Below are 24,340 nucleotides of genomic sequence, written 5' to 3' on the forward strand. Positions count from 1 at the left end.
TCGCCAGACCGGATTGCATTAGAGCGTCGGACGTGAAATCTGAATCGCTGGGGATTCCCCTGGCGAGAGTTTTGTGATTCACCCTCTTTGGAGGTGGATCATGGGCAAGAGCAGTTCGGTTGATCTTCGGGTTCGAATTGTTGGGGAGATCGAGCGCGGCCAGTCGTGCCGTGCGGCGGCGCGGCGGTTCGGGGTGAGTGCGGCGACGGCGGTTCGCCTTGCGCAGCGCAAGGCGCAGACGGGATCATTGTCTCCAGCCCGGCAGGGCCGCCCGGCGGGTAGCGGCCTGCTCAATGCCCATGTCGATACTTTGGTGGGTTGGGTGGATGCCGATGGCGATATCACAATGCCGGAACTGGCAGCCCGGCTTCTGGCTGAGCGCGGGGTGAAGGCACACCCGGCCTCGTTGTCGCGGCTGTTGATACGGCATGGTTTTACTGTCAAAAAAAACGCTGCTGGCGAGCGAAACAGATCGCGCTGACATTGTCCGAAAGCGCCGGATATGGACGGCGCACCGTCAGCCGTGGATGAAGCGACGCCCGCAACGGCTGGTGTTTATCGACGAAACTGGAACGACTACCAAGATGACCCGGCTCAGAGGCCGGGCTCGTCGGGGGCAGCGGCTGAAGATGAAGGCGCCCTTCGGCCATTGGGGAACCCAGACCTTCATCGCTGCCTTGCGGCATGACGGATTGACCGCACCCTGGGTGATCGACCGCCCGATGAACCGCCAAATCTTCGAAGCCTATGTCGAAACCCAGCTCGCGCCGACACTGAGCCCCGGCGACATGGTCATCCTCGACAACCTTTCCAGCCACAGAAGCGAAAAAGCCGCAGCGATCCTCAAGCAACGTGGAGCGTGGTTCCTGTTCCTGCCACCCTACAGCCCCGATCTCAATCCCATCGAAATGGCCTTCGCCAAACTCAAAGCCCATCTGAGAACGGCTCAAGCAAGGACCGTCGAGGCCCTGTGGCAAGCCGTCGGATCAATCTGCGAACTCTACTCGCCTGACGAGTGTTGGAATTATCTCAAACATGCCGGCTATGTTGCAGATTAATGGCTCGATGCTCTAGCGATCCGGCGAAGCCGCGGCGCAGAGACGAGCATCCGTATAGTCCCGCATATCGATGCCGCCCGATCTCGCTTTAGCTCCCGTCATGAGAAGCTTGAGATGAGCAGCGCGGCACCCGACATCGATAAGGCGAGCGGACGCGTTTGCGCGATCCGCGGTCCCGTGCTCGACGTGGAATTTGCCGCCGGCTCGCTTCCGCCGGTCAACGATGCGCTGTGCATCGTAACCCCAACAGGGAAGCACATCGCCGAGGTGCAGAGCCATGTCGATGCGCGCACCGTGCGAGCGGTCGCACTCCAGACCACCAGCGGACTCGCGCGCGGCGCCCACGTCGAGGCCACGGGTGCAGCGATCATGGTCCCGGTCGGCGATGCGGTTCTGGGCCGCCTGCTCGATGCCACCGGCGTCATCGGCGACGGCGGGGCGGCGCTTCCAGTGGACGTTCCGCTTCGCCCAATCCATCGCCAACCGCCGCCACTCGATGCCCAGAGCACAGCGACGACGATGTTCGAGACCGGGATCAAGGTGATCGATCTGCTTGCGCCCCTCGCGCAGGGCGGCAAGGCGGCGATGTTCGGTGGCGCCGGGGTCGGCAAAACCGTGCTGGTGATGGAACTGATCAACGCAATGGTCGCACGTTACGAGGGCGTGTCGGTGTTTGCTGGTATCGGCGAGCGCTCGCGCGAAGGGCATGAACTGCTCACCGACATGCGCACTTCCGGCGTGATCGCGAAGACCGTGCTGGTCTTCGGACAGATGAACGAGCCGCCGGGCGCGCGCTGGCGGGTCGGTCTGACCGCGCTTACCATCGCCGAATATTTTCGCGACGAGCAGAAACGCAATGTGCTGCTGTTGATGGATAATGTCTTCCGCTTCGTCCAGGCGGGCAGCGAAGTTTCGGGGCTCTTAGGGCGGATGCCGTCGCGGGTCGGCTATCAGCCGACGCTCGCGAGCGAAGTCGCGGCGCTCCAGGAGCGGATCGCCTCGGTCGCGGGCGCATCGGTGACCGCGATCGAAGCGGTCTATGTGCCTGCGGATGATTTCACCGATCCGGCCGTGACGGCGATCTCGGCGCATCTCGACAGCAATGTGCTCCTGTCACGCACGATGGCCGCGGAGGGCATGTACCCGGCGATCGATCCGCTTGCCTCCACCTCGATCCTGCTCGATCCGCTGGTCGTGGGCGAGGACCATTATGCGCTGGCCCAAAAGGTCCGCGAGACGATCGCTCATTATCGCGAGCTGCAGGACATCATCGCGCTGCTCGGCATGGAGGAGCTGGGACAGGAGGATCGGCTGATCGTTGGCCGTGCCCGCCGACTCCAGCGCTTCCTGACGCAGCCTTTTGTCGTAACACAGGCTTTTACAGGCCAGCCCGGACGATCGGTGCCGCTCCACGCCACACTCGATGGCGTGCGCGCTATCCTCGGTGGCGAGACCGACGACTGGCACGAAAGTGCCTTCTATATGGTCGGAGACCTGGAAGAGGCGCGCGGCAAGGTGGGGCCCAAGCCATGAGGCTGCGCATCACTGATCCCACCGCGATCATGGTCGACCGGGAGGTCGCCGCAATCCGCGCCGAGGATGCGACGGGCAGCTTTGGGATCCTGAACGGTCACGCCGATTTCCTGACCGCGCTCGATATCTCGGTCGTCTCCTGGCGCGACATGGACGGGCGCGCCGGCTACTGCGCGGTGCGCAACGGCATTCTGACGGTGAGTGGCGGCAATGACGTCTCGATCGCGACGCGCGAGGCGCATGTCGGCGATGATCTCGACGAACTCGAGACGGTAGTGCTTAGGGGTTACCGTGAGCGCGGCGATGCCGAACGCAGCGGTCGCACCGCCGCGACGCGGCTGCGCATGCGCGCGATCCGGCGCATGGTCGAGGCGCTGCAGGGCGTGCCGGCGGAGATCGGTCTATGACCCAGGATCTGCCACCCGAGCAGGAACGGCTCGTGGACGCGGTCAAACAGCGCGCTGAACGTCGACGCAGGGCGCGGGGATTGCCCTCCTTTGCGCGCAATTTCGGCCAGATCGGCGTGCTTGGCTGGCAGGTCGTCGTGCCGGCGTTAATTGCGCTCGCGATCGGCCGCTGGCTCGACCATCGGCTGTCCAGCGGTATCTTCTGGACCGCGCCGCTGCTGATCCTTGGCGTGAGCCTCGGCTGCTGGTCGGCCTGGAAGTGGATCGGGCGGCAATGACGCCCTGGGCCGTCCTCCTGTTTCTGCTGCTCGGCGCCGCTGCCGGAACAGCACATTACCTGGCTATCGCGAAGGATGCTGACCTGCTCGTCCATGGCGGATCGATTATGCTGTCGCTCGGCCTGCGGCTCGGTCGGATGCTTCTGACGCTCGGCGTGCTGCTCGTTGCCGCAAGGCAGGGCTGGGTGGACCTACTCGCGGCTGCGGCCGGGTTCATGGCGGCGCGACAGGTCGTGCTGCACCGACTGAAAGCGGTGTCGTGAAGTTCGCCTCTCCGCTCGAAAGCCATATCCTGTTCACGATCGGACCGGTTCCGATCAGCCAGCCGGTCGTCACGACATGGGGCATCATGGCGGTGCTGACGATCGGTTGTTGGCTTCTGACCCGGCGGCTCGGCCTTCGTCCCACCAGGACCCAGGCGGCGCTGGAACTGGTGGTCGAAGTGATCGCGCGCCAGATTCGCGAGACGATGGACGCTGAGCCACGGCCCTATCTGCCCCTGATCGGGACGCTCTTCATCTTCCTGCTCGTCGCAAACTGGTCATCGCTCTTGCCCGGCGTCGAACCGCCTACGGCGGCCCTCGAAACCGATGCGGCGCTGGCCTTGATCGTGTTCGGCGCGACGCTCTGGTTCGGTGTCCGGGCGCTTGGCGCGCGCGGTTATCTGCGCAGTTTCGCGCAGCCGTCGATCCTGCTCGTGCCGCTCAATCTCGTTGAGCTGTTCACCCGCAGCTTCTCCTTGATGGTGCGCCTGTTCGGCAATGTCATGAGCGACGTGTTCATGATCGGCGTCGTGCTGAGCCTTGCCGGGTTGCTCGTACCGATCCCGCTGATGGCGCTCGAGATGCTGACCGGAGCCGTCCAGGCCTACATCTTCGGCGCGCTCGCAATGGTCTTTATCGGCAGCGCCATCAGCGAAGCGAACCCATCCCCGAAAGCGCCGAACCACGAGGTCTCTTCATGAACTGGATCCACATCGTCAGCATCCTCGGCGCGGCGTTCGCCATCGCCATCGGCGCGATCGCGCCGGCACTCGCCCAAGGCAAGGCGGTCGCCGCAGCGATGGATGCGATCGCTCGCCAGCCTGAGGCGGCGAACACCGTCTCGCGCACCCTGTTCGTGGGCCTGGCCATGATCGAGACGATGGCGATCTATTGTCTCGTGATCGCGCTGCTGCTGCTCTTCGCCAATCCCTTCGCTTGACATGCGTATCGACTGGTGGACGCTGGCGCTGCAGGCGATCAACGTCGTCATCCTCGTCTGGCTGCTCGCACGCTTCCTTTTTCGTCCGGTGATGGGGGCTATCACCGCGCGCCAGACGGCTATGGACCAGCTGCTCGCCGATGCGGAGTCTGCAAAGGCAGCTGCGCTCAAGCTGGAAGCGGATCTTAAGGCGCAGACCGACGCCTTCGCCGCCGATGGAGAGGCACGCCGGTCAGCTTTGCTGGCCAGCATAGAGGCCGAACGCAGCCGCCTCCTTGATGCGGCCACGATCGAGACCGATGCAAAAGCGAAGCAGGCGCTTGCTTCTGTCGAGGACGCGCAAAAGGGCATGGCGACACAGCTAGAGGAAAACGCGGCCGTGCTCGCGGGCCAGATGGCGTCTGCGTTGCTGCGCCGGCTACCGGCCGCGGGCACCACCGATATGATGTTCACTGCCCTGCTCGAACGGGTCGAACGCTTGCCGGTCGAGGAACGCCGAGCCCTGGCCGGTGACACTCCTCTCGCCATCGTGACGCCGGCCGCGCTCGATGGGGAGACCCAAGCGCGATGCGTGCAAAAGCTCGAAGAGGCACTGCCGGGGCTTGCAGCACCGAACTTCACCGTCGATCCCGCGCTGATTGCCGGGTTCGAGCTCCATGGACCGCACATGCTCGTCCGTAACAGCTGGCGAGCCGATCTCGACACGCAGCTGGCGGCACTCAAGGAGGACGATCATGCCGGGCTCCGCGGATGAATGGCTTGCCCGGGCCGCGACGCGCGTGGCCGCGGCGGAAATCGGCGCACAGGTCCGCCAGATCGGCCGCGTCGAATCAATCGGCGATGGCGTAGCGCTGGTCTCGGGTTTGGCGGAGGCACGGCTCGACGAATTGCTGCAGTTTGCCGGAGGTCAGGCGGGCTTCGTACAAACGCTCGACCGCGATCGCATCGGCTGCGTGATGCTTGAGGATGCTGACAGCATCGAGGCGGGGGACATCGTCTCGGGCACCGGCGCAGTGGTGCGCACGCCGGTGGGGCGAGGACTGCTCGGCCGTATCGTCGATCCACTCGGCCGACCACTCGATGGCGGGGCGGCGATCGTCGCCGAGCGGTTCGAGTCGGTGGAGCGCCCCGCGCCGTCGATCATCGATCGCGACCTCGTCGTTCAGCCGGTGCAGACCGGGATATTGGTCATCGACGCGATGTTCGCGCTCGGCCGCGGCCAGCGCGAGCTGATCCTGGGCGACCGCGCGACCGGCAAGACCGCGCTCGCCGTCGATGCGATCATCAACCAGCGGTCGAGCGACATGATATGCATCTATGTCGCGATCGGCCAGAAATCCTCCAGTGTCGCGCGCGTGATCGATCAGGTGCGCCGCCATGGCGCGCCGGAACGCTGCATCTTCGTGGTCGCGAGCCCGGCTTCCGCACCGGGGTTGCAATGGATCGCGCCGTTTGCCGCGTTCACCATGGCGGAATATTTCCGCGATCAGGGCGGCCATGCGCTCGTTGTGCTCGACGACCTCACCAGGCATGCCGCCACGCACCGCGAGATCGCGCTGCTGACCGGCCAGCCGCCGGGACGCGAGGCCTATCCAGGCGACGTTTTCTACCTCCATTCGCGGCTGCTGGAGCGCGCCGCCCGCATGTCGCCCGAAAAGGGCGGCGGTTCGCTCACGGCGCTGCCGATCGCGGAGACCGATGCCGGCAATGTCAGCGCCTATATCCCGACCAACCTGATCTCGATCACCGACGGGCAGATCGTGCTCGACACCCGGTTGTTCGCCGAAGGCCACAAACCCGCGGTCGATGTCGGCACCAGCGTCAGCCGCGTGGGCGGCAAGACGCAGGCCCGGGCGCTGCGGGACGCGAGCGGCACGATGCGGCTCGACTATGCCCAGTTCCTCGAACTCGAGATGTTCACCCGCTTCGGCGAGCAGCCAGAGCCGCGCGTGAAGGCCCAGATCGAGCGTGGCAGGCGGCTGCGCGCATTACTCTCCCAGCCGCGCTTCCAGCCTCTGCGGGTCGTCGATCAGGTGGCGCTGGCAATCGCGCTCACGGAGGGCCTCCTGGATGCCCTGGCGATCCCCGACATCACTGCGATCCGCGCGACGCTGCCGTCATGGCTCGATGCCAACGCCGCCGAGCTCACAGGGCAGGTCGAGGATAAGGGGACAATGGATGCGACGTTGCGGGCCGCATTGTTGGCGGCCGTGCAACGGATGATCGCCAGTTCCAGCGCTGGCGCCGCGACATGAGCGATCGTCTGGCCACTGTCGGGCGACGGATCGCCACTGTGCGGCAACTCGGTGCGGTGGTCAATGCGATGCGCGGCATCGCCGGCGCCCGTGCCCAGCAGGGCCGCGCGTTGTTGCCCGCGATCCGCGCCTATGCCGCGACGGCGGGTCATGCGATTGGGAAGGCGCGGCAGCTACAGACAGGACCTGCGGCACCGCCGCTGAACAGCGCAAAGGGCAAGACAGGTCTTATCGTCTTCGGCGCAGAGCAGGGGTTCGCGGGCGCCTTTCCAGAGCAGGTCTTGAACGCCGCTGCGAGCGATTCCCAAGCGGCGCACTTCTTCCTCGTCGGCGACCGTGCCGCCGCGCTTGCTGCCGAGCGGTCACTGCCCGTCGCTTGGGCCACCAGCCTTCCCAGTCGCGCCGCTGCGCTTGCCAATATGGCAACCGAACTGCTTGGCGCCCTCTACGATTATGTGGCCGTGGCCGGCGCGGTCCCGGTCGCAATGATCTATCCGGTCTGGACGGCAGGGCATGGTGCGTCGGTCGTCCGCCGCAGCCTTTTGCCGCTCGATCCCGATATGTTTCCGCCGGAGCCAGTTGGGTCGATACCCCTGATCAATCTGCCGGCAAGCGACCTCGTCGAGCGCTTGGCCCAGGAATATGTCTTCGCCCAGCTGTGCGAAGCGGCCACCGAGGCCTTCGCCGCTGAAAACGAGGCTCGCATGGCGACGATGGCGGCCGCGAAAACCAATATCGACGCCAGACTCCAGGCACTTGAACGCGAGGAACGGCTGACGCGTCAGGAGGAAATCACCGCCGAGGTGGTTGAGCTGGCGGCCGGGGCACGCGCACGCGGCCGAACCAGGGCGGTATCGGAGTAGGGGGCCGAGCTGATGCCGGAAGCGACGTGATTGCCTGGTATAAGTGTGCGGCACTGCCATCCGTATCAATACGCATGTTGTGAGCAGTCTGCGCCATTCATGGGTGCGCAAGCAGTTTGAGCGCTGCGCGGTGGCGCATCAGCGCTCCGGCAAACACCAGCTCCGGCTCGGCGGCCGGGAAACCATGCCTTTTCAGTTTCAGGAAGAATGACCATGGACCCGCAGCCCGAGGCGACAGGCCAGCCACTCTCCAGCGATGAGATCGGCCTGATCCACGCTTGGTGGCGCGCCGCCAATTACCTCTCGGTTGGACAGATATATCTGCTCGATAATCCGCTGCTCCGCGAACCGCTCAAGATGGATCACGTCAAGCCGCGGCTGCTTGGACACTGGGGTACGACCCCCGGGCTTAACTTCCTCTATGTGCACCTCAATCGTGTCATCAAGGCGCGCGGCCTCAATGCGCTCTTCATCGCCGGGCCTGGTCATGGCGCACCAGGTGTCGTCGCCAACACATGGCTCGAGGGCACCTATAGCGAAGTCTATCCTGCCATCGGTCCCGACGAAGATGGCCTGCGCCAGCTTTTCCGACAATTCTCCTTCCCTGGCGGCATTCCCAGTCATGCGTCACCCGATACGCCCGGTTCAATCCATGAAGGTGGTGAACTGGGTTATTCTCTTCTGCATGCGTTTGGCGCCGCCTTCGACAATCCCGATCTGATCGTTGCTTGCGTCGTCGGCGACGGCGAAGCGGAGACCGGACCGCTGGCGACCTCGTGGCACAGCAACAAGTTCCTTAATCCCGCGACCGACGGGGCCGTTCTGCCAATCCTGCATCTCAACGGTTACAAGATCGCAAGTCCGACTGTCCTTGCGCGCATTTCGCACACCGAGCTCGACGCGCTGTTTCGCGGTTATGGCTACCTGCCGATCTTCGTCGACGGCGAGGAGCCGGACGCGATGCACCGGGCGATAGCGGCCGCGCTAGACGACGCGGTCGATCGGATACACGCGATCCAGAAGGCCGCGCGCGACGGTGGGGTCACGACGCGTCCGCTCTGGCCGATGATCGTCCTGCGCAGCCTAAAGGGCTGGACCGGACCCAAGATCGTCGACGGGCAGAAGAGCGAAGGCTTCTGGCGGGCGCACCAGGTCCCGTTCACGATGGACAAGCCCGAGCATCTTGGGCTGCTCGAGGAATGGATGCGCAGCTACCATCCGGAAGAACTGTTCGATGATGGCGGGCGGCTTCGGCCCGAAATTGCGGCTCTGGCTCCGCGCGGCGACCGGCGGATGAGTGCCAATCCGCATGCCAATGGCGGGGCTCTGATGCGCCCTCTGCGGTTACCCGACTTCGCATCCTACGCGGTCCCGGTTGTTCATCCCGGCGAGAGCGACGGCGAGGCGACCCAGGTGATGGGTACGTTCCTGCGCGACGTGGTGCGGGAGAACGCCCAGGCCCGCAACTTCCGCGTTTTCGGCCCGGACGAGACGGCATCCAACCGGTTGCAGACGATCTTCGAAGCCACCGACCGGAGCTGGGACGCGGAGACGATCGCGGACGATGTCCATCTCGATCCCAGCGGACGCGTGATGGAGGTGCTGAGCGAACATTGCTGCCAGGGATGGCTGGAAGGCTATCTGCTGACGGGCCGCCACGGCCTGTTTTCCTGCTATGAGGCGTTCATCCACATCGTCGATTCGATGGTCAACCAGCACGCCAAATGGCTGAAGACGGCGAAGGAGGTGCCCTGGCGTCGCCCGATCGCTTCGCTCAATTATCTGCTGACCTCTCACGTCTGGCGCCAGGATCATAATGGCTTCAGCCATCAGGATCCCGGATTTGTCGATCATGTCGTCAACAAGAAGGCTGACATCGTGCGGGTCTATTTCCCGCCCGACGCCAATACCCTGCTTTTTGTCACCGACCATTGCCTGCGCAGCTGGGACCGAATCAATGTCATCGTCGCCGGCAAGCAACCTTCGCCCCAGTGGCTCGACATGAATGCGGCGATCAAGCACTGCACGCGCGGCATCGGTATCTGGGATTGGGCCAGCAACGATCGCAGCGGAGAGCCGGATGTCGTCATGGCGTGTGCTGGCGACGTTCCAACGCTGGAGACACTGGCCGCGGTCAGCCTGTTGCGTGTGCAACTCCCCGAGCTCAAGGTCCGCGTCGTCAACGTCGTCGATCTGATGACGTTGCAGCCCAACAGCCAGCACCCTCATGGGCTCAGCGACAGCGCGTTCGACGCGCTCTTCACGACGGATAAGCCGGTCATCTTCGCCTATCATGGCTATCCGGCACTAATTCATCGGCTCACCTACAAGCGTACCAACCACCAGAATATCCACGTCCACGGGTTCGAAGAGGAGGGCTCGACGACGACGCCGTTCGACATGGTGGTCCGCAACCATCTCGACCGCTTCCATCTCATGGGGAAGGTTATCGACCATGTGGAGCTGCCCGATAGCGCGGCCGCCTACGCCAAGCAGACGATCGATGATCAGCTGGTCGAGCACAAGCGGTACATCGCGGCACACGGGATCGATATGCCTGCCGTTCGCGACTGGCGGTGGCCCTCTGGAGCCTGAGGGGTCACCGAGACGGGCGGTTTGGGAGAGCCCCGCCTCGAGAGACATGGCAGGCATTATGCGCGTGCGCTCGTTAACGGACAAGCATCTGGGGACATCACGTAATGTTGTTTCGAGCCATGCCGGGCATGCCGCGACGTCCCCCGGAGAAACGCTGCATGATCGATACGTCCGCAGACTGTGCCAAGTGCGACCCACTCGACGGCATCGCTCGGACGCTCGACCATGCCTCGGCCGCGGCAATCGCGCAGATGACCTCTGGCCTGTCGCCGGTGACAATGATGCAGGCGTGGCTGGACTGGTGTGCTCATCTCACCATATCGCCGGGCAAGCGGCTGCAGCTTGCCGGCAAGGCAGGGCGAAAGGTCCAGCGGATTGCCGATTATGCCGTGCGACGTGTGGGGCAGGTCGATGCCGCGCCGGCGATCGAGCCGCTACCGCAGGACCGGCGCTTTATCGATCCGGCCTGGCGGCAGTTCCCTTTCGACCTGATCTCGCAATCCTTCCTTCTCACCCAGCAATGGTGGCATGCGGCGACCACCGGCATCAGCGGCGTGTCCAGGCATCATGAAGAGATGGTGGCGTTCGCGGCACGGCAGATGCTCGACGTCATCGCGCCCACCAACTTCCTCGCGACCAATCCCGTGCTCCAGCGCAAGATCATCGAGTCCGGTGGTGAGTGCCTGGTCGAGGGTGCGAAGCATTGGATGGAGGATGCGGAGCGGCGCGCCCGAGGCGAGCCGCCCGTAGGGACTGAGGCGTTCCGCGCCGGGGAGACGGTGGCGATCACGCCCGGCAAGGTGGTGTTCCGCAACGCGCTGGTCGAGCTCATCCAATATGCGCCGACGACCGGGATTGTCCGCCCCGAGCCGATCCTCATCGTTCCCGCCTGGATCATGAAATATTACATTCTCGACCTGTCGCCGGAGAACTCGCTAATCCGCTGGCTGGTGGCCGAGGGCTATACCGTGTTCGTCCTGTCCTGGCACAATCCCCAGAGCGCGGACCGCGACCTCGATATCGACGCCTATCTTCGCCTCGGGCCGATGGCGGCGCTCGACGCGGTCATAGCGATCACGGGCTCGGACAAGGTCCACGGCGTCGGCTATTGCCTGGGCGGGACGCTGCTGGCGATCACGGCGGCGGCCATGGCTCGCGACGGCGACGAACGCTTCGCATCGCTCAGCCTGTTCGCGGTGCAGACCGAGTTCAGCGAGCCGGGCGAGCTCGGCCTGTTCATCGACGAGGCGCAGCTCAACCTGCTCGACAATATGATGTGGAGCCGTGGCTATCTCGACAGTAGCCAGATGGGCGGCGCCTTCCAGATATTGCGGTCCAACGACCTGATCTGGTCGCACATCCTCGGCACCTACCTGATGGGCGAGCGCGAACCCATGACCGACCTGATGGCATGGAATGCGGACGGCACCCGCATGCCCTACGCCATGCACAGCGAATATCTGCGCACGCTCTTTCTCGACGACGATCTGGCCGAAGGCCGGTTCAAGGTCGAAGGGCGCACGATCACGCTCTCGTCGCTGCGTCAGCCGATCTTCGTGGTGGGGACCGAGCGCGATCTTGTCGCGCCGTGGCGGTCGGTCCACAAGCTGCACTGGCTGAGCAGCGCCGAGATCCGCTTCGTCCTGACCAGCGGCGGCCACAATGCCGGCATCGTGTCCGAGCCCGGGCATCGCCACCGCAGCTATCATGTCGCGACCCGCGTCCTCGACCGCCCCGCGCTCGATCCGGACGATTGGCTGGACCAGGCCGAGGCGCGCGAGGGATGGTGGACGGACTGGGTGGCCTGGCTCGGCGATCATTCCGGCGCGCCGCAGGCCCCGCCGCCGATGGGTAATCCGGACAGGGGCCTCGTAGCGCTCTGCGATGCACCCGGCCATTATGTGCTGGAGCGCTGAGCAATGGGCAGCCTCAAAATGATCGAGAACCGGACCTTCGACGAGATCGTCGTGGGTGAGACGGCGAGCGTCACGCGGACCTTGGGCGAGCAGGACATTCAGCTGTTCGCCCTGGTTTCGGGCGACGTCAATCCGGCCCATCTCGATGCCGAATATGCCGCCGGCGACATGTTCGGGCGGGTGATCGCGCACGGCCTATGGGGTGGTGGTCTGATCTCGGCCGTGCTCGGCACGCAGCTCCCTGGGCCGGGCGCGATCTATCTGAGCCAGAGCCTTCGGTTCAAGCGACCCGTAGGGTTGGGGGATACGATTGTCGCGTCGGTCACGGTACGCGAGAAGCGCGCCAAGCATCATATCGTCGTCTTCGACTGTTGCTGCATCAACCAGGCCGGCGAGGAGGTGATCAACGGCGAGGCTGAGGTCAAAGCGCCAACCGAGAAAGTAAGGCGCCCGCGCATGGCGCTGCCCGATATCCAGCTCTCGGATCATGACGGCTTCCGCCGGCTGATCGAGATGACGAGAAGCGTCGAGCCCGTTCCCACGGCGATCGCACATCCCTGCACCACCGCCGCGATCCTGGCTGCGGCAGCCGCTGCCGAAGCCGGCCTGATCGTGCCGATCCTGATCGGCCCCGAGGCTCGCATCCGTGTGGCTGCCAAGGACGCCGGCAAGGATATCGGTGCCCTCCGCCTGATCGACGTGCCCCACAGCCATGCCGCCGCGGCGCGTGCGGTCGAACTGGTCCGCTCGGGCGAAGCACTGCTGCTGATGAAGGGATCGCTGCACACCGACGAACTTATGGGTGCTGTCGTTCCGGCTGCGACGGGCCTGCGAACCGAGCGCCGCATCAGTCATGCCTATCTGCTGGACGTCCCCGGGCATCCGGCGCCGCTCATCATCACCGACGCGGCGATCAACATCGATCCGAGCCTGGAAGACAAGGCCGATATCATCCGCAATGCGATCGACCTCGCGCATGTCATCGGCATCGCCTGTCCGAAGGTCGCGATCTTGTCTGCCGTGGAGACGGTCAATCCGGCGATCCGCTCGACGCTCGATGCGGCCGCCTTGTGCAAGATGGCCGATCGCGGACAGATCGTCGGCGGCGTCCTTGACGGTCCGCTCGCCTTCGACAACGCGATCAGCGAGAAGGCGGCAAAGGACAAGGGCATCGTCTCCCCCGTTGCAGGGCGCGCCGAAGTCCTCGTCGTTCCCAATCTGGAAGCCGGCAATATGCTTGCCAAGCAGCTGACCTTTCTCGGCGGCGCGGACGCGGCCGGCGTGGTGCTGGGCGCGCGGGTACCCATCATTCTCACCAGCCGGGCGGATTCGCTCCGCACCAGCGTAGCGTCATGCGCAATCGCGCTGTTGCTGGCGCGGGCCGCCCCCAGAGCCACGCCCGGCCCGATAGCGAAGCCGGCATGAAGGCGATCGTCAGTCTCAATGCCGGCTCGTCGAGCATCAAGTTCGCGCTCTATCGCTTGTCGGGCGGACAGCTCGACTTCGATGCGGGCGGCAAGATCGAGGGTATCGGCACTAGCCCCCGGCTCGTCGCGCGCGACGCGGGCAGCGAGACCATCGTGGAAAAGACGTGGCCGGGCGGGGACGCACTCTCGCACGAGAATCTGCTCGAGGACCTCTTTGCCTGGGCGGCAACCCAATTGGGAGACCGCAAGGTCGCCGCGATCGGCCATCGTATCGTCCATGGCGGCGTGCGCTTCGCCGCGCCGCAGATCATCGATGATACTTTGCTGGATGCGCTCGATGCCTTGATCCCATTGGCGCCGCTCCATCAGCCGCATAACCTCGCCGCGGTCCGGGCCTTGCGCCTGCTGGCGCCTTTGCTGCCGCAGATCGCCTGCTTCGATACCGCGTTTCACCATGGCATGCCGCCGTTGGCGACGCGCCTGCCGATTCCGCGCGCTTTTCACGGCCAGGGCGTGCGCCGGTATGGCTTTCACGGTTTGTCCTATGAATACATTGCGGGCCGCCTTCGCGAGATCGACCCTGCTCTGGCCGCAGGCCGCGTCATCGCCGCGCACCTAGGCAACGGTGCGAGCATGTGCGCAATGCGTGCCGGGGCGAGCGTCGATACGACGATGGGCTTCACGGCGCTTGACGGATTGATGATGGGCACGCGCTCGGGCGCGATCGACCCCGGCGTGGTGCTTCATCTTCAGACTCAGGTCGGTATGGCCGCACAGGCGGTGGAGACGTTGCTCTATGAGCAGTCGGGCTTACTCGGTGTGTCCGGGATTTCAGGCGATATGCGTACGTTGCATGCAAGCGACGCGCCGGAAGCGAAGGAGGCGGTCGCCCTTTTCGTCCAGCAAGCTGGCCGTCAGGCCGCCGCTCTCATTCCCGCGCTCGGCGGTCTCGACGGTCTCGTCTTCACCGCCGGCATTGGCGAGAATGATTCAGAGATTAGGGCTGCGATTTGCGAGCGCTTAGCTTGGACTGGCGTCATTCTTGATCTCGACGCAAATGCATCGAATGCGCCTGTCATCAGCGCGCCAGATAGCAGAGTGATCGTGCGGATCGTTCCCACTGATGAGGAGCGCGTGATCGCCGATCATACGGTCGCTCTTATCAATCGCCATGGAAGGGGGCGGCGGTGAGGCCGCGTGTTGATCCTTCGGTCACGCACCGGCGGAGCAGTGTATCACCGCGGGTGATCCGGCACTATGAGAAGATCGCCCTGATGCGAACCAGGCTTCGCAGCGATAACGGGTTATCGCGACTGTTCGTTTCCCGCCCACCAGTTGCCATTTTATCGCGCGATCGCTCGCGATCTCGGTTTTCCTATCGTGGAGATCGCGGATCTCGTCTCCCTCTCCCTTTGGAGCGATTTCGAGCGCTCCAGGCCGAGGTCATGTCGCTTGCCCATCACGCGCGCCGAACAGCTGTCAGGCTCGCAAGCTCCAGACGACGCGCGTGCCGCTGCTCGATCTCGCGGATCGATGCGGTGGTGACGACCGGTCGGGATGCCCGATCCTCGATCAGCTGGTGGCTCGCTGAATTCGCATTTAGCAAAGCAGGCGCTCCGCGCCAACCAGGAGGCGGTCATGATGTTACTGAACCGGCGGACGTTGCTGGCGAGCGGGGGTCTGCTCCTGGCGGCGGCGTGTACGCGAAAATTCGGTTCGCCCGAGCGTGCCGGGACGCTTCCGATCCCGCGCCTGGTCGACGCGCGCCAACACGGCCAGCTGATCAACCTGAGAGCACAGGAAGGCGAGACCACGTTCTTCCCTGGCCGGCGAAGCGCCACGCTCGGGTACAATGGTAGCTATCTCGGCCCGACGCTGCGGGTTCACCGCGGCGACGATGTGACGATGACCGTCGGCAACAGCCTGTCGGCTGACACAACGGTTCACTGGCACGGGCTGCTCGTGCCGGGCGAACTGGACGGTAGCCCGCACCAGCTGATCGCTCCCGGTGCGACCTGGCGTCCTACGCTGCCGATCCGCCAGCCGGCGGCGACCCTCTTCTATCACTCGCATGCGCATGGGTTGACGGGTGAGCAAGTCTATTCGGGGCTCGCGGGCATGCTGGTTGTGACGGATGAGGAAGAGCAGGGCCTTGGACTGCCGTCGGACTATGGCGTTGATGATCTGCCCGTCCTGATTCAGGACCGGCAATTCGAGGATGGCCGGCTGGTCATGCCGACCGGCATGATGGTTGCTTCGCAGGGCCGCCGTGGCAACACGATTCTGGTCAATGGCGCACCCACGCCTCGGGCCGATGTTCCGGACCGCCTGGTGCGGTTGCGGCTCGTGAACGGTTCGAACGCCCGCATCTATGAGCTTTCGTTCAGCGATGACCGGACGTTTCATTGGATCGGCACCGAGGGCGGTCTCCTGGCGAGGTCCGTCGAACTGCAGGCCCTCACCCTGGCACCCGGCCAGCGTGCCGAGATATTGGTAAGCTTCGCCGATGGCAAGCCGGTCGCTCTGGTCACCGCTCAAGATGCGAGCGCGTCGATGATGGGGATGATGGGAGGTATGGGAATGATGGGCGACCATCACGACGATGAAGACGACGCTTCAACGACGGAGACGGTGCTGACCTTCTCACCGCGCCCGGGCTTGGGCGGGCGGGCCGCAGCCGCTGTACCACTGCTCCTGGCGGCACGCACCGTACCAGATCCTGAAGCGGCCGTAAGGCGCCGGCGCTTCGTGCTCAATATGTCGATGGGCGGTATGATGGACAGCGATGACGGCGCATACGCGATCAACGACAGGCCGTTCGACATTGATCGCATCGACGAGGAAGTCGGTCTCGGGGACGTCGAGATATGGAAAGTCTCCGGGAAGAAGATGGCGCATCCCTTCCATATCCACGGCGTGCATTTCGACGTGCTACGCCGCGATGGCGACGACCCGGACCTTCTCGATCAGGGGCCTCGCGATACGATCGTCGTGAAGGAGGCGGTAGAATTGTTGGTCCGGTTCGACCAGCCGGCCACCAAAGCACCTTTTATGTATCACTGCCATATCCTGGAACATGAGGATGAAGGCATGATGGGGCAATTCACGGTCGGTTGATTCAATCCGGGTGCGTCGCCCAAAGCCTGCCAGGAGCGGGTGCATCTCACGGACGCGGCCAACGCCGGTGGCCCCTGTCGCTCGGACGGCAACGCCTGGCCGTGCCACTCTCGTCCAGCGACATCTTCGTGACAGCATGAACTCTCCAGGCGCTGCCGTTTTAGGCTCGTCAATATCGCTTGACCCAGGACTATGGTCCAAGGTCCACAATGATGATCTTGGCGCAGCCCGATAGCTCGGACGCCGTGACCGGGGAAACGGAGCGTGAGGGGTAACCGCTGCTCCTGCGTATAGAGTTATGGGGAGCCACGCTTGATGTCTCGTTTCGAAAGCCAACGCCGATTTTCGCTCGCCGGGTGCATGGTGGGAACGATGGCAGAAACCCTGCCTCCGACGGCTGTCGGCGCCTGTCCGCAAATCCATTCTAACCTTGTTTGACTGTGGATGACGGGGAGATGGATGGGGGCATGATTGAGAGCCAAAAGGCGAATGGCCTCGATCCCGATTCGGGCACGATCATTCAGGTAGTGAAGAGCGCGCCAAATTACGCCGTCTATGCGCTTGACCCTAAGGGCCTCGTGACAGTTTGGACCGCCGGCTGTGAAGAAATTACGGGATGGGCCAGCTCCGATGCGATCGGGAAACACCATTCGTTCCTGTATTGCGCGGAAGATATCGCGGCGGGCGTTGCGGATAGGCACCTCGCGCAGGTGGAGCAGCTTGGCCGGGTCGAGCAAGAGTCTTGGCGCGTTCGGAAAAACGGGTCGGAGTTCCTCGCCCTTCTGACGACGACGGCGCTCCACGATGAGGCCGGCCAGCTGAGCGGCTATGGCAAGATCCTGCGCGACACGACCGATGAAGCCGCGACCAAGGAAGCGATCGTTGCCCGCGAGCAGCATCTCCAGTCGATCCTGGATACAGTTCCCGATGCCATGGTCATCATCGATGAGCGCGGGCTGATAACGTCCTTCAGCGCCGCGGCCGAGCGCTTGTTCGGATATTCGGAAGCAGAGGTGCTCGGCGCCAATGTGAGCAGCCTCATGCCGTCCCCGGACCGTGAACGGCATGATTCCTATATCGGCCGATATCTGTCGACGAGCGAACGGCGGATCATCGGTATTGGCAGGATCGTCGTTGGCCAACGGCGGGACGGTACCACCTTTCCGATGGAACTCTCGATCGGAGAGGCCGGTCACCGTGGCCACCGCGTCTTCACGGGCTTCATTCACGACCTGACAGAAAGCGACCGCAACGAACTGCAGCTCAAGGAGCTGCAAGCCGAATTGATTCACGTCTCGCGCCTCAGCGCGATGGGCACGATGGCGTCGACGCTGGCCCATGAGTTGAACCAGCCGCTTACCGCGATCGCCAATTATCTGGAAACGACGCGCGACCTGCTTGTCGATCCCGATGCCGAGACCGTCGCGATCGTGCGCGACGCGCTCGACGAGGCAGCTAAGGAGTCCCACCGCGCGGGGCATATCGTCCGAAGACTTCGTGATTTCGTGGCGCGAGGGGAGACCGAGAAGCGGATCGAGGATTTGCCGCGGCTGATTGAGGAAGCCGCTGCTCTCGGCCTTGTCGGCGCCCGTGAACGAGGCGTTCGCAGTTTTTTCGATTTTGATCCGGCGGCCTCGCCGGTGCTCGCCGATCGCATACAGGTTCAGCAGGTCCTCGTGAATCTGATCCGCAATGCGGTCGAGGCGATGGCGCAGGTCGCCATTCGCGACCTCACGATCACGACGCGGCGGCGGCCGAAGGCAATGGTTCAGGTGTCCGTGGCGGACACGGGCCCAGGCATATCCGAGCAGGTCGCGCCCCAACTTTTCGAAGCCTTTGTGAGCAGCAAGACCGACGGCATGGGCCTTGGCCTTTCGATCTGTCGAACGATCATCGAAGCCCATGGCGGCCGGATCTGGACCGACGGCGCGCCGAACGGAGGCGCTGCTTTTCATTTCACCTTGATGCAGGCCCGCCCGGAGGATGAGCATGACGCCTAAACGTATTGTCCATTTGGTCGATGACGAAGAATCCATCCGCAAGTCGGCCGGCTTCATGCTGAAGACATCGGGATTCGCCGTCCAGACCTATGCCTCCGGCATTGCGTTTCTGAAAGCCGTCAAGACCGCTGAGCCGGGATGCATTCTGCTTGACGTTCGCATGCCCGGCATGGACGGGCTCGAGGTCCAGGAGGTGCTTGCAGAGCGTGGTGTCACCATGCCGGTGATCGTTTTGACCGGGCATGGCGATGTCGGGATCGCGGTTCGCGTCATGAAGGCAGGGGCGGTCGATTTCCTGGAGAAGCCGTTCGAGAAGACCGCGCTCCTGGCCTCGATCGGCGTGGCTTTCTCGAGGCTCGATAAGTCCGACGCGCGGTCGCTTCGAGAGGCGGAGGCGAGGGTGCGGGTCGCCGTGCTCACGCCTCGCGAACGAGAGGTTCTCATCGGCCTCGCCAACGGCTTTCCCAACAAGACCATCGCCTATGATCTCGACATATCGACTCGAACGGTGGAAGTTCATCGGGCGAACCTCATGACCAAGCTCGAAGTGCATAGCCTGTCGGACGCGCTGAGGATCGCGTTTTCGGCCGGATTGGGCGATGCGCCGGAATCGTGAGCTTGGGATCACTACGTAGCGACGGCCTCCTGTTCATTTGCGATGCATGCCCAGGATCCGAGGGTGGATCAGCGAAGAGGCAGCATCGTCGGTCATGGGCGTTATCGATCACCAAACGAGCGAGAAAGCGGCCCTGATCCTGTTGTCTGACGACGATGTCTCGGTACGCAGGTCCCTTCATCTCTTGTTGCGGTCCCGCGGCTTTGGCGTCCTGTCCTATGCGAGTGGCACTGCCTTGCTGCTCGATCCGCAAACGCAATCGGGCGATTGCCTCGTGGTCGATTATCTTATGCCGGACATCGACGGCATTTCGATCCTGAGGAAGCTTCGGTCGGCGGGCTGGTGTGGGCCGGCGATCCTGATCACGGCGCATTACGCCGATAAGCTCGCCGAAAGCGCGCAGGAAGCGGGCTTTGCCGCTGTGCTCGAGAAACCTCTGCGCGATGGTGTGCTGGTACAGACCATCGGCGAAGTAATCTCCGCCGGGCGGAAAGTTGGCAGCGATCACTGCTAGGGAAATGGAATATCGCGCCGTGATCGGAACCTCTGCGACATCCTCGCACCTTCCCGGGACCGGCGCTCGTCCCACAAGGCATTTTCTCCGCCGCCTTCTGATGGTGGATATGCGCGCGATTCCGCGTGCGATCTTCTTCGCGGGCGCGCCCGGCCCTGGTGACTGCAAGGGCGGGGCCAGCGCGATCCGGGTATTCATGGCCGGGTCGTAGCATATGGAGGCGAGCTTGCCCGCCACGGTCATCGAAGCGGCGCGCGATCGGGGCGAACTTGGCTTCGTCGTTCTTCTCTTCGCGGCCACGGCGGTTGCCCTGGGTAATAGCGTCGTCCTGCCATTCCTGCCAGAAATGGTGGGTCAAATGTCTCCGGACGCGAGTGCCCTCGCGAGAGGGCGCCTTGTCGTCGCCCTGGTCACGGTTTCCCAGATCGCAGGGTGTCTCTCGGCGCCGTTATGGGGCTGGATTTCCGACCGGTGGAAACGGTGGCCGATCCTGGTCGTGGGGCTGTTGGGTTTCAGCCTGACAATGGCGTTGTATTCCGCGGTCGGATTCGAGCGACTCTATGTTTTGCGGTTGCTCAATGGCGTGTTTGCGGCGGCCGTCGTGCCGACGGCATTTGCGATGGTCGCCGATCGTTCACCAGATCTGGTTCGGCGAGCGCGTCAGTTCACCTGGCTGAACGCCCTGGTCTTCGCGGGCGACCTGACCGGCCCGCTCCTTGGAGAAATTTCGGTGGCGCTCGGAGCAACGTCGCCATTCCTGGCGCCAGCTGCATTGAGCGCGATCGCCATGCCCGGTCTTCTTCTGGTTTCACGGGAAAGTGCCACTGGTCCGGTCGGCAGCGTTCCACGCCCGAAAGCGCGTGAGGCGCTTGTCCCGCTGCTCCTGATCTCGGCCATTGCGTCCGGGTGCCTCACCGTTCTGCATCTGACGTTGTCGCTTGGATCGGGCGCGCGGGATCTGTTCCGCGAGAACGTCTCGATGCTGTTCGCTCTGTGCGGTGCAGCGATGCTGGTGGCGCAGCTCGTCCCGTTCACAGGGCGCAGAGTCACGGTCGGCGCGGCCTGGCTGTTGCGGCCAATGCTCGCCGGGCTGGCCGCCGCATTGATCATTGCCGTCTTCGCCCGGACCTTGTGGGTGCTCGTGCCTGTATTTCTGCTCGCCGGCTGGAGCACCGCGACGCTGAAGCTGCTCACCAATTATCTGACGTCGAAAGCGTCTCCGGGCACGCAGGGTTCGGGCCTTGCGCTCCAGTACGCGGCGGTGAGCGCCAGTCAGGCTGCGGCGTCGATCGTCACTGGATGGGCAAGCGCGTCGGAGCATTTGATGCTGTGGCTTGCCGCTGCCGCCGCGTTGGCGGTCACGGCGATGACGTTACGGTTGAAAGATTGAGGCGCCTCTCGTTCGCTCCGTCGTCAAAGTACATCAAAGGGCCGGCTCCGATTCAGATCTTCGGGCGATCGATGAAGCGGTGCACCGCGAACCCTGCCAGCATCGCGATCACGAAGGGCGCGGCAAGCGTCGGGCGGATGGCAAGGTCCGCAATCGCCGGACCGGGGCAGAGGCCGGCAATTCCCCAGCCGATCCCGAAGATTGCACTACCGCCGATCAGGCGCGCGGTGATCTCGCGGGCATCCGGCAGCGAGAAGCGGCTGTCGGCAAGTGGCGTCTCCATCCGCCGCCGGATCACCCAGGCCAAGGCCATCGGGGCGATGGCGCCTCCCATCACGAAAGCAAGCGTAGGGTCCCAGCGGCCTCCGAACAGATCGAGGAAGGCACGCACGCGGGTCGGATCTGACATGCCGGAACAGGCGAGTCCTGCGCCAAACAGGAGCCCGGCAATGAGTGCGATAGGGATGCGGACCCTCACCACGAAACGCCTAGCACGCGCATCACCGCGACGGTCGCGAAGCCAAAGCTCACGAAGCTCAAAGTTGCTACGATCGATCGCGCTGACAGGCGGGAGAGGCCACACACGCCGTGGCCGCTGGTACAGCCGCTGCCCATCCGGGTACCGAAGCCGACCAGCAGCCCGCCGATCAGGACCACCGCCGGCGAGGATGGAAAACGGGCAATTACCGGACCTGAGATCAGGTTCACGATCCCCGCTCCGAACGGCAGGCCGACAATGAAAGCCGCAGCGATGCTCCAGGGCGGGCCAGTCTGTGAGAGGGCGAAGGCACGCGCGGCGAGGCCGCTCACGCCCGCTATCCGGCCGAGGCCGAGCAACATGATCGCGCACGCCAATCCGATCAATATTCCCCCCGTCAAGGCAGCGAGCGGCGTGGCGTTGGTCCAGTCCATCAGAGCATATCCAGCGGCAACCTCAATGGCGCCATTCAGGCTGTGGCGTCCATCGCCATCGCTTGAGCCTGGCGGTCGGCAGGGTTGATGCGTTGGTGTGCCGCCGTCGCAGCACTGGCCGTCGCGACAGTTACGTTCGCGTTGAAAAGCTGAGGGGCTTCAGGAACGCTCTGTCGGCCAAGGGCGGTCAGGTCGTGATGGACCAGTACGCTGGCCGGCTTGTACCGAATGGCTGGGACCGCCTCATTTTCTCCACGTTCACCCGCTGCGGCGGCTGCGGATGTTGCGCGACGGCTCTGGGCCATTTCCGGGTCTTGCCCTTCGCAAAGGCAGGCGCGTTCAGCACAAGGCTGGCTTCCCCGGTCGCCTCGCTCACGAAGTTGGTCCCGCCGTATTCCCACCAGCAAATGCTGATAATTCTCGACGAAGCGTCGGTGGATCAAGCGCGCCTCGGGGCAATTCGCCGCCGCTGCCTGTGACCGGTGGGCGCGCACGCGCCGTAGCAAGTAAGGAATATCGCACTCGTTCATGACCGCCTCCATGCATTGAAAGTCGCAATTGGGTCGCGCCGGGTCTCTACGGAAATATACGAATGCTTCTCGTGCTTATGCCGGCTCGGATGCGGCGCCCTATGAGTGCGGGACGGATATGCCAGATGCTGTTGCGCCAGAACGCAAAGCGCCGGGAAGTTGTTGCTGGCTCAGACGGGTGGCCTGGGGCCGGCAAACATGCGGTCCGCAGCGGAAATCTGGCACGATCGTGCCCGCGGCTGATTGGCCGGTCGCGTGGCTTGCGGAATGAACGTCGGGTGCGGATCCGGAGGCAAGCGGTGACCGGCCAGATCACATTCCCATACTGGCCATTTCCTTGCAGCTCGCCGCGCAATCCCTGCAGGTCTGGGCGCAGGCCTGCATGCGGGCGTCGCCGGAGATCTTCGCGCAATCGCGCGCGCAGGCTTCGCACATCCGGGCACAGGCGTCGCACAACAGGGCATGCTGCGGCGATCGGCGCAGCATGGAATTGGCGGTTGTCTGGCAGAGCTCCGCGCAGTCCAGAAGCAAAGCGATGTGCGTCGCCTCGATATGAGCCGGTGCGCCTTGCTCGGTGCAGTATCGCGCGGTTTCCAGGCACATGCGGTGCGATGCGATACAGCTGTCGACGCACTCGTCGAGCGTCATCATGCCGTCACCACGCTTCCTTGGCGCCGCGATGGCCGGGCCTGCCGCGGCGACAGCCCCGGTAAGCGCCGCGAAGGTGAGTCCCGAACCGATGACGGCGCGACGATCAAGCATGATTTGGTCCTTTCCAAAAAGTTTAGCCGCTGCGGTTCAGCGCGCGTCTCACCACCAGATCCGTAAGCCAGCCACAAACCGGTGTTCGGTGGGATTTTCGCCAGCAAGGCGACGAAAATCCGCCGTCTCACCAAAGGAGCGCTCCCATACAAAGCCGACATAGGGAGCGACTTTTCGGTGAATCTCGTAGCGCATCCGCAAGCCGAGCTCGAGGTTGCTCAGGCCTCCGCCGAGCCCGCGCTCGGGAGCCGCCTTGCTGTAGGCGTTCGATTCCAGCTGCGGTACGAGGATGAGGCGGTTGGTGAGCAGCACGTCATAGGATGCCTTCAGACGTGCCGCGAGACGGCCATCGTCTCCAACGTAGCCGGTCAGCTGGACATCGAACCAATAGGGGGCCAGGCCCTCGATCCCCCCGGCGATCCAGCGATGGGCTCCCGGGCCGATGTCCTGACGCACGCCAAGGATCGTTCCCCAAAACGGGCGCTGTCCGTGCCACCAGAACGCCTCGACCGAGGATTCCGGATCAAGCCGCTCACCGGATTGTTTCAGGCCCTGGCTCCGCAGCAAGAGTTTGTCGTTGTCCGGGCCATTGGTAATCTGACCCGACCAGCTGATGCCTTGGCCTTGCTTGTTCGTGAGGAACTCGAGCTCATCCACGAGCACCTTGGCCACCGAAATTTTGTCGGCCATCTCATAGCCGGGCAGCGTCGAATTCCTGTAGCCGTCGGAATAAGCGTCCGGGTCGCGCGCATCGGCGCCGGGCTTTCCGCCACTCATGTCCATGCCGGGCATGTTCATCGGGGGCGCGCTGCTGCCATCTTTTTGCTGGTCGCCCATCTGCATATCCGGCGGCATGGCCTGATCATTGGAGCTGGCGGCCTCGGCGTTGCCCGCGGGTTTCACCTGCTGGCTGAGCGCGGGTTCGGTGATGGTGGTCATCGCGAGCCCGGTGAGAGCCAGCAAC

General features: G+C 64.0%; 24 protein-coding genes. 19 read left to right on the forward strand and 5 right to left on the reverse strand.

Annotated elements, in window-relative coordinates; translation table 11 throughout:
* The first annotated feature begins 100 nt into the window (after nucleotides 1-100).
* The 19 genes from V473_RS23100 to V473_RS18980 all read left to right on the forward strand — a co-directional run bounded on the left by V473_RS23100 (nucleotide 101) and on the right by V473_RS18980 (nucleotide 21,172).
* A protein-coding gene (locus V473_RS23100; RefSeq protein WP_408021521.1) for an IS630 family transposase occupies nucleotides 101-1,058 on the forward strand; the annotation gives its coding sequence in 2 pieces (ribosomal slippage) (nucleotides 101-423 and nucleotides 422-1,058; 960 coding nt in all).
* A gap of 114 nt (nucleotides 1,059-1,172) precedes the next feature.
* Nucleotides 1,173-2,591, forward strand: a complete 1,419-nt coding sequence (gene atpD / locus V473_RS18895; protein WP_024018184.1) for a F0F1 ATP synthase subunit beta — start codon at nucleotides 1,173-1,175, stop codon at nucleotides 2,589-2,591.
* The gene (locus V473_RS18900; protein ID WP_024018185.1) at nucleotides 2,588-2,998 is read left to right on the forward strand and encodes a F0F1 ATP synthase subunit epsilon; all 411 of its coding nucleotides are present in this window, start codon (nucleotides 2,588-2,590) and stop codon (nucleotides 2,996-2,998) included. Before atpD ends, V473_RS18900 begins: the two co-directional genes overlap by 4 nt.
* Nucleotides 2,995-3,276 (forward strand): AtpZ/AtpI family protein, encoded by a 282-nt coding sequence (locus V473_RS18905; protein ID WP_024018186.1) that lies wholly within the window; start codon nucleotides 2,995-2,997, stop codon nucleotides 3,274-3,276. Before V473_RS18900 ends, V473_RS18905 begins: the two co-directional genes overlap by 4 nt.
* Entirely contained in the window at nucleotides 3,273-3,539 is a 267-nt protein-coding gene (locus V473_RS18910) for an N-ATPase subunit AtpR (RefSeq protein WP_024018187.1), read from the forward strand. Before V473_RS18905 ends, V473_RS18910 begins: the two co-directional genes overlap by 4 nt.
* Nucleotides 3,536-4,240 (forward strand): F0F1 ATP synthase subunit A, encoded by a 705-nt coding sequence (locus V473_RS18915; RefSeq protein ID WP_066608837.1) that lies wholly within the window; start codon nucleotides 3,536-3,538, stop codon nucleotides 4,238-4,240. Before V473_RS18910 ends, V473_RS18915 begins: the two co-directional genes overlap by 4 nt.
* Nucleotides 4,237-4,479: a F0F1 ATP synthase subunit C gene (locus tag V473_RS18920; protein WP_010405656.1), complete on the forward strand. Its 243-nt coding sequence runs from the start codon at nucleotides 4,237-4,239 to the stop codon at nucleotides 4,477-4,479. Before V473_RS18915 ends, V473_RS18920 begins: the two co-directional genes overlap by 4 nt.
* 1 nt (nucleotide 4,480) lies before the next feature.
* Complete coding sequence (locus V473_RS18925; protein WP_024018189.1) at nucleotides 4,481-5,233, forward strand: F0F1 ATP synthase subunit B family protein; 753 nt, start codon at nucleotides 4,481-4,483, stop codon at nucleotides 5,231-5,233.
* Nucleotides 5,214-6,734 carry a F0F1 ATP synthase subunit alpha gene (locus V473_RS18930; protein WP_024018190.1) on the forward strand — a complete coding sequence of 507 codons (1,521 nt, stop codon included), beginning with the start codon at nucleotides 5,214-5,216 and terminating at the stop codon, nucleotides 6,732-6,734. Before V473_RS18925 ends, V473_RS18930 begins: the two co-directional genes overlap by 20 nt.
* Nucleotides 6,731-7,597, forward strand: a complete 867-nt coding sequence (locus V473_RS18935) for a F0F1 ATP synthase subunit gamma (protein ID WP_024018191.1) — start codon at nucleotides 6,731-6,733, stop codon at nucleotides 7,595-7,597. Before V473_RS18930 ends, V473_RS18935 begins: the two co-directional genes overlap by 4 nt.
* A 213-nt stretch (nucleotides 7,598-7,810) precedes the next feature.
* On the forward strand, nucleotides 7,811-10,192 hold the full coding sequence (locus tag V473_RS18940) for a phosphoketolase family protein (protein ID WP_031308588.1): 2,382 nt from the start codon (nucleotides 7,811-7,813) through the stop codon (nucleotides 10,190-10,192).
* Between the two features lie 158 nt (nucleotides 10,193-10,350).
* Complete coding sequence (locus V473_RS18945) at nucleotides 10,351-12,108, forward strand: PHA/PHB synthase family protein (protein ID WP_024018194.1); 1,758 nt, start codon at nucleotides 10,351-10,353, stop codon at nucleotides 12,106-12,108.
* A gap of 3 nt (nucleotides 12,109-12,111) precedes the next feature.
* On the forward strand, nucleotides 12,112-13,533 hold the full coding sequence (locus V473_RS18950; RefSeq protein WP_066608841.1) for a bifunctional enoyl-CoA hydratase/phosphate acetyltransferase: 1,422 nt from the start codon (nucleotides 12,112-12,114) through the stop codon (nucleotides 13,531-13,533).
* Nucleotides 13,530-14,726 carry an acetate/propionate family kinase gene (locus V473_RS18955; protein ID WP_031308703.1) on the forward strand — a complete coding sequence of 399 codons (1,197 nt, stop codon included), beginning with the start codon at nucleotides 13,530-13,532 and terminating at the stop codon, nucleotides 14,724-14,726. The genes V473_RS18950 and V473_RS18955 overlap by 4 nt, the downstream gene beginning before the upstream one ends.
* Before the next feature lie 447 nt (nucleotides 14,727-15,173).
* Entirely contained in the window at nucleotides 15,174-16,652 is a 1,479-nt protein-coding gene (locus V473_RS18960) for a multicopper oxidase family protein (RefSeq protein WP_031308704.1), read from the forward strand.
* 467 nt (nucleotides 16,653-17,119) lie between these two features.
* A complete protein-coding gene (locus tag V473_RS18965) occupies nucleotides 17,120-18,652 on the forward strand; it encodes a PAS domain-containing sensor histidine kinase (RefSeq protein ID WP_066609063.1) in 1,533 nt (510 codons plus the stop codon).
* The gene (locus tag V473_RS18970; RefSeq protein ID WP_031308706.1) at nucleotides 18,642-19,268 is read left to right on the forward strand and encodes a response regulator transcription factor; all 627 of its coding nucleotides are present in this window, start codon (nucleotides 18,642-18,644) and stop codon (nucleotides 19,266-19,268) included. The genes V473_RS18965 and V473_RS18970 overlap by 11 nt, the downstream gene beginning before the upstream one ends.
* A gap of 94 nt (nucleotides 19,269-19,362) precedes the next feature.
* Nucleotides 19,363-19,782: a response regulator transcription factor gene (locus V473_RS18975; RefSeq protein WP_024018482.1), complete on the forward strand. Its 420-nt coding sequence runs from the start codon at nucleotides 19,363-19,365 to the stop codon at nucleotides 19,780-19,782.
* Between the two features lie 226 nt (nucleotides 19,783-20,008).
* Nucleotides 20,009-21,172: an MFS transporter gene (locus tag V473_RS18980; protein ID WP_161633892.1), complete on the forward strand. Its 1,164-nt coding sequence runs from the start codon at nucleotides 20,009-20,011 to the stop codon at nucleotides 21,170-21,172.
* A 52-nt stretch (nucleotides 21,173-21,224) separates the two neighbouring features.
* On the opposite strand, the gene V473_RS18985 is transcribed toward V473_RS18980, so the two are convergent.
* The 5 genes from V473_RS18985 to V473_RS19005 form a co-directional block, all read right to left on the reverse strand.
* On the reverse strand, nucleotides 21,225-21,650 hold the full coding sequence (locus V473_RS18985; RefSeq protein ID WP_031308708.1) for a DUF6691 family protein: 426 nt from the start codon (nucleotides 21,648-21,650) through the stop codon (nucleotides 21,225-21,227).
* Complete coding sequence (locus V473_RS18990; RefSeq protein ID WP_024018485.1) at nucleotides 21,647-22,084, reverse strand: YeeE/YedE family protein; 438 nt, start codon at nucleotides 22,082-22,084, stop codon at nucleotides 21,647-21,649. Before V473_RS18990 ends, V473_RS18985 begins: the two co-directional genes overlap by 4 nt.
* 35 nt (nucleotides 22,085-22,119) lie before the next feature.
* Nucleotides 22,120-22,614: a hypothetical protein gene (locus tag V473_RS23685; RefSeq protein ID WP_130752805.1), complete on the reverse strand. Its 495-nt coding sequence runs from the start codon at nucleotides 22,612-22,614 to the stop codon at nucleotides 22,120-22,122.
* Between the two features lie 312 nt (nucleotides 22,615-22,926).
* Nucleotides 22,927-23,376 (reverse strand): four-helix bundle copper-binding protein, encoded by a 450-nt coding sequence (locus tag V473_RS19000; protein WP_024018487.1) that lies wholly within the window; start codon nucleotides 23,374-23,376, stop codon nucleotides 22,927-22,929.
* A gap of 48 nt (nucleotides 23,377-23,424) precedes the next feature.
* Entirely contained in the window at nucleotides 23,425-24,315 is an 891-nt protein-coding gene (locus V473_RS19005; protein ID WP_370569401.1) for a copper resistance protein B, read from the reverse strand.
* Between the last annotated feature and the right edge of the window lie 25 nt (nucleotides 24,316-24,340).

The sequence above is a fragment of the Sphingobium cupriresistens LL01 genome (assembly GCF_001046645.1).
Taxonomy (GTDB): domain Bacteria; phylum Pseudomonadota; class Alphaproteobacteria; order Sphingomonadales; family Sphingomonadaceae; genus Sphingobium; species Sphingobium cupriresistens.